Source organism: Allobosea sp. CER48, from assembly GCF_044752385.1.
GTDB lineage: Bacteria > Pseudomonadota > Alphaproteobacteria > Rhizobiales > Beijerinckiaceae > Allobosea.
On the sequence record NZ_JBIWYK010000281.1, the window covers coordinates 1 to 4,193 of the forward strand.

At 66.1% G+C, this 4,193-nt stretch carries 6 protein-coding genes; 1 reads left to right on the forward strand and 5 read right to left on the reverse strand.

Going from position 1 to position 4,193, the window contains the following annotated elements; genetic code table 11:
• From yacG to ACIPIA_RS11290, 3 genes are all read right to left on the reverse strand, one after another.
• Positions 1–204: a DNA gyrase inhibitor YacG gene (gene yacG, locus ACIPIA_RS11280; protein ID WP_400509510.1), complete on the reverse strand. Its 204-nt coding sequence runs from the start codon at positions 202–204 to the stop codon at positions 1–3.
• A complete protein-coding gene (locus tag ACIPIA_RS11285; protein ID WP_400509512.1) occupies positions 197–1,018 on the reverse strand; it encodes an SDR family NAD(P)-dependent oxidoreductase in 822 nt (273 codons plus the stop codon). Before ACIPIA_RS11285 ends, yacG begins: the two co-directional genes overlap by 8 nt.
• Positions 1,019–1,099: 81 nt before the next feature.
• Positions 1,100–1,708, reverse strand: a complete 609-nt coding sequence (locus ACIPIA_RS11290) for a Maf-like protein (protein ID WP_400509514.1) — start codon at positions 1,706–1,708, stop codon at positions 1,100–1,102.
• A gap of 349 nt (positions 1,709–2,057) precedes the next feature.
• Between ACIPIA_RS11290 and ACIPIA_RS11295 the strand changes: the two genes are divergently transcribed.
• A complete protein-coding gene (locus ACIPIA_RS11295; protein WP_400509516.1) occupies positions 2,058–2,384 on the forward strand; it encodes a hypothetical protein in 327 nt (108 codons plus the stop codon).
• Between the two features lie 27 nt (positions 2,385–2,411).
• On the opposite strand, the gene ACIPIA_RS11300 is transcribed toward ACIPIA_RS11295, so the two are convergent.
• Together ACIPIA_RS11300 and ACIPIA_RS11305 are read right to left on the reverse strand one after the other, a co-directional pair.
• A complete protein-coding gene (locus ACIPIA_RS11300; RefSeq protein ID WP_400509518.1) occupies positions 2,412–3,257 on the reverse strand; it encodes a CDP-alcohol phosphatidyltransferase family protein in 846 nt (281 codons plus the stop codon).
• A 78-nt stretch (positions 3,258–3,335) separates the two neighbouring features.
• Positions 3,336–4,076: a phosphatidylserine decarboxylase gene (locus tag ACIPIA_RS11305; RefSeq protein ID WP_400509519.1), complete on the reverse strand. Its 741-nt coding sequence runs from the start codon at positions 4,074–4,076 to the stop codon at positions 3,336–3,338.
• Between the last annotated feature and the right edge of the window lie 117 nt (positions 4,077–4,193).

The window sequence follows — 4,193 nt, forward strand, 5'->3', positions numbered from 1 at the left end:
TCAATCCTCGCGTTCGCGCTGGGCCGGAGCCTCCTCGGTCTCGTCGATCGGCTCCCCGGGAATCACATAGCTGCCCTTGAGCCAGCGGCCGAGGTCGATATCGGCGCAGCGGGACGAGCAGAACGGCTTGTATCGCGCCACCGCGGGCTTGCCACAGATCGGGCAAGGCTTCGCAGCAGGCGCAGGCTTGTTTTTCTCAGTCATATTTGAGCGTGATGCCTCCATCGACCACGAGTTCGATGCCGGTGACATAGCGCGCCTCGTCACTGGCAAGGAAGAGCGCGGCATGGGCGACGTCCCAGGCTTCGCCCATATGCCCCATCGGGACCTGGGCGGCGCGGGCCGCCCACATCGCCTCGACATCGCCATGGCCATAGGCTTCTGCCAGCCCGGCCGAGTGCTCGACCATCGGCGTCTTCATCAGCCCTGGCAGGATCGCGTTCACGCGGATCTTCTGTGGTGCGAATTGCACGGCCGTGGTTCGGGTCAGCTGGTTCAGCGCGGCCTTGGTCGCGGAATAGCTCGCATAGGGAACGCCGGTATGCCGGATCGAGGCGATCGATGAGATGTTGATGATCGAACCGCCCGCGCCCGTCTCCTCGAACTGGCGCTGCATCACAGGCACCACGTGCTTCATCGCCAGGAAGGCACCGGTCAGATTGACGCGAAACACCCGCTCCCAGACATCCTCGGGCAGGTCGACGACGCTGCCCACCTCGGCGATGCCGACATTGTTGTCGAGAATGTCGATCCGGCCGTAGCGCCCGAGCGCATGGGCGACGAGATCGGCGACCTGCTCGGCCTTCGTGACATCCGTCTTGAGCGCGAAAGCCTCGCCGCCCTCGTTGCGGATGATCCCGGCGGTTTCTTCGGCGGCATCGCGATTGATGTCGGCGCAAACGACGCGCGCACCTTCACGGGCAAAGATGGTCGCCGTCGCCTTGCCGTTGCCCCAGCCCGGCCCACTCGATCCCGCGCCGGCCACGACCGCGACCTTGCCGCTCAGACGCCCTGTCATTTCTGCGTTCCTCCCTCGCGCGCCTGTTCCAGAGGCGCGTGCGGCGAGAGGATCAGGCGGCGGGCGCGGACAGGCAACCCCTCAGGCGGCGTTCATCCAGCCGAAGCGGATCGGAAAGCCCTCGCCGCCGAGCAGATTGACCGTCTCATAGAGAGGCAAGCCGACGACGCCGGTATAGGAGCCGACCAGCTTGACGACGAATGAGCCGGCAACGCCCTGGATCGCGTAGCCGCCGGCCTTGCCGCGCCATTCGCCCGAGGCGAGGTAATTCTCGATGTCCTCGGTCGAGAGGCGCTTGAAACGCAGCCGCGTCTCGACGATGCGCTCGCGAATGGCGCCCGAAGGCGTCACCAATGCGACGCCGGTATAGACGCGGTGTGCACGGCCGGAGAGCAGGCGCAGGCAGGCCGCCGCCTCGTCGACGATTTCAGCCTTTGGCAGGATACGCCGACCGACGGCGACCACCGTGTCAGCCGCGACGATATAGCACCCTTCCAGATCCGACCGGGCCCGTGCGCCTTCGCGAGCGGCTTCGGCTTTCTCGCGCGCAAGCCGGCGGGCGAGGTCGCGCGGGCGCTCGCCCTTGTGCGGCGCCTCGTCGAGATCTGCCGGCAGCAGCGCATCCGGCTTGAGCCCGGCCTGTTCCAGCAATGCAAGGCGCCGGGGCGAAGCCGAGGCGAGCACGAGCATCGGCCGCCAACCGGGATGTTTCGGGGAGGAAAAGAGACTCAAAGACGACCTGACGCGTTTCGCACGCCGACGCGACCGGCGCGCCACCAGCCTTAGAGCATTTCGGCGGCGCGATAAATCCGCAACCGCAGCGCGCGGGAGGCATGGCAACTGCGGCTGAAGGCGGTCGTCCCGCGCTCAGTGCATAAAAGTCAGGCGGGAGAACTGGTATACCAATAGTTGCCAAGCGCGGCTCGCAACGGCAGACTTCATGCCCCTCGGCGTTACGCCGCGTCCTTTCGGGAGTTCATCCATGCCGAGCACGCGCAGGTCATCGCGCTCAGCCATAGCGGCAGGAGCAGATGCGCAGGTGCTTGCCGCGCGCGTGCTGACCATGCAGGCGGAAGCCGGGCTCACCATAGCGATGCGGATGCCGATCCTGTTTAGAGGCGCCTTCGGTGACAGCCGTGGCCAGCGCGAGGCGACGAAGGCCGTGCTGGAAAAGGTTTCCGCCGTCGTCGAGAGCAGCGTGGCTGCCACCCAGGCGACCACCGCACTGTGGTGGGGCATGGCGCTGCATCTGCCCGGCCAGTTTGACCTTGCGGCGGCGGCGGTCAGGGTCGCCGACAGCACGCTCGAGCCCTTCGCGCGGCGCACGCGCGCCAACGCCGCCCGGCTCACGGGCAACCGGCGCTAGAAGAGCGCACCGCTCCGCGGAAGTAACTCAGATGGGATTCTGCGGAGCATCCCCGCCCGTCCCGGCGATCGCTGCCTGCTGATTGTGCTCTCGCTCCAGCTTGCGGTACCGCGCCACGCTCACCGGAATCAGCGCCAGATAGGCCACGACGACGACGGTCAACACCTCGAAGGTGTAGGCGAAGAGCAGCCCCGCCACGATCACCACCGCGACGAAGATCGGCAGGACCTGCGTACGCGGGATACGCGTGCCGAGCGTCTTGCCGGCATAGCAGGGAATGCGCGAGATCGTCAGGAAGGCGATGAACAGGATGTAGATACCGACGAAGAGCGCGCCGTACTCCTGCACGGGAACACCGATGATGTGGAGATAGACCGGCAGCATCGCCGTGATGGCGCCGGCCGGCGCGGGCATGCCGACGAAGAAGTCCTTCTGCCAGTCCGGCCGGTCGGGGTCGTCGATCATGACGTTGAAGCGGGCGAGACGCAGCGCCATGGCGCAGGCCAGCGTCAGCACGATGATCCAGCCGAAGGACTTCAGGTCGTGCAGGACGAAGATCCACAGCACGTAGCCTGTGGCGACGCCGAAATTGACGAAATCCGACAACGAATCAAGTTCGGCGCCGAAGCGCGACGTGCCCTTGAGCAGGCGTGCCAAGCGACCGTCGACGCCATCGAGTGCGGCAGCGATCAGGATGCAGATCGTTGCCGTCTCGAGCTTGCCCTCGACCACGAGGCGCATCGCTGTCAGGCCGAGGCAGAGCGCCAGCAGCGTGATGACGTTGGGCGCCAGCAATCTGAAGGGAATCGGCTTGAAGCGAGCGCGCTTCGATTCAGCGCGCTCGGGCTCGAAGGGAGGAAACAGGTCGCTCATGCCAGCCGAAATACGCGGTTTCTCGGGTCTGCGCTAGCGGCGGCAGGCGAAGCGGGGAGCGTCGTCCCCACCCTGCCCTCAGATGTCGCGGAAGCAGCGTGCGACCGGCTCGTTCCCGCTCATGTCCGCCAGCACCGTCTCGCCGGCGATTGCGGTCTGCCCGACACCGATCAACGGCACGACGTGCGTCGGCAGGTAGACGTCGACGCGAGAGCCGAAGCGGATGAGGCCAAACCGCTCTCCGGTCCCCAGCGTATCGCCCTGCTTGACGAAGGGCACGATGCGGCGCGCGATCAGGCCAGCGATCTGCACGACGCCGACGACGCCGGAGGTCGTCTCGATCGCCAGCGCATTACGTTCGTTGTCGTCGCTCGCCTTGTCGAGCTCGGCATTCAGGAAGAGACCCGGCGTATACGCGATCCTGGCGATCCGGCCGGGAACCGGCGCGCGGTTCACGTGGCAATCGAAGACGTTCATGAAGATCGAGATGCGCGTCATCGGCTCGGCCGGCAGCTCGAGCTCCGGCGGCGGCAGCGCCTGCGCGATCTGGCTGACGCGCCCGTCGGCCGGCGAGATCACCAGCCCTTCCCGTTGCGGCGTCACGCGGACCGGGTCTCGGAAGAAATAGCAGATCCACACCGTGATGATGGCGCCGATCCAGCCGAAGGGCGACCAGAGATTGGCGAGGATGATTGTGGCGACCAGCCCGATCGCGATGAAGACATAGCCTTCCTTGTGGATCGGCACGATCACCTTGCGGACGGAATCGACGAGAGACATGAGGCAGCTTCCGTTAGGCTTGCGGCTTCGGGCACGCATGAATGGCTTTGCCGCGATACCGGAGCCGGCCGCAGGCGTTGCGCTGATTTAGGGCGTTCCGATGCGCAGGGAAAGCCCGGAAACTGCGACATTGCGGCCGGTGCACCGCTTTGGGGC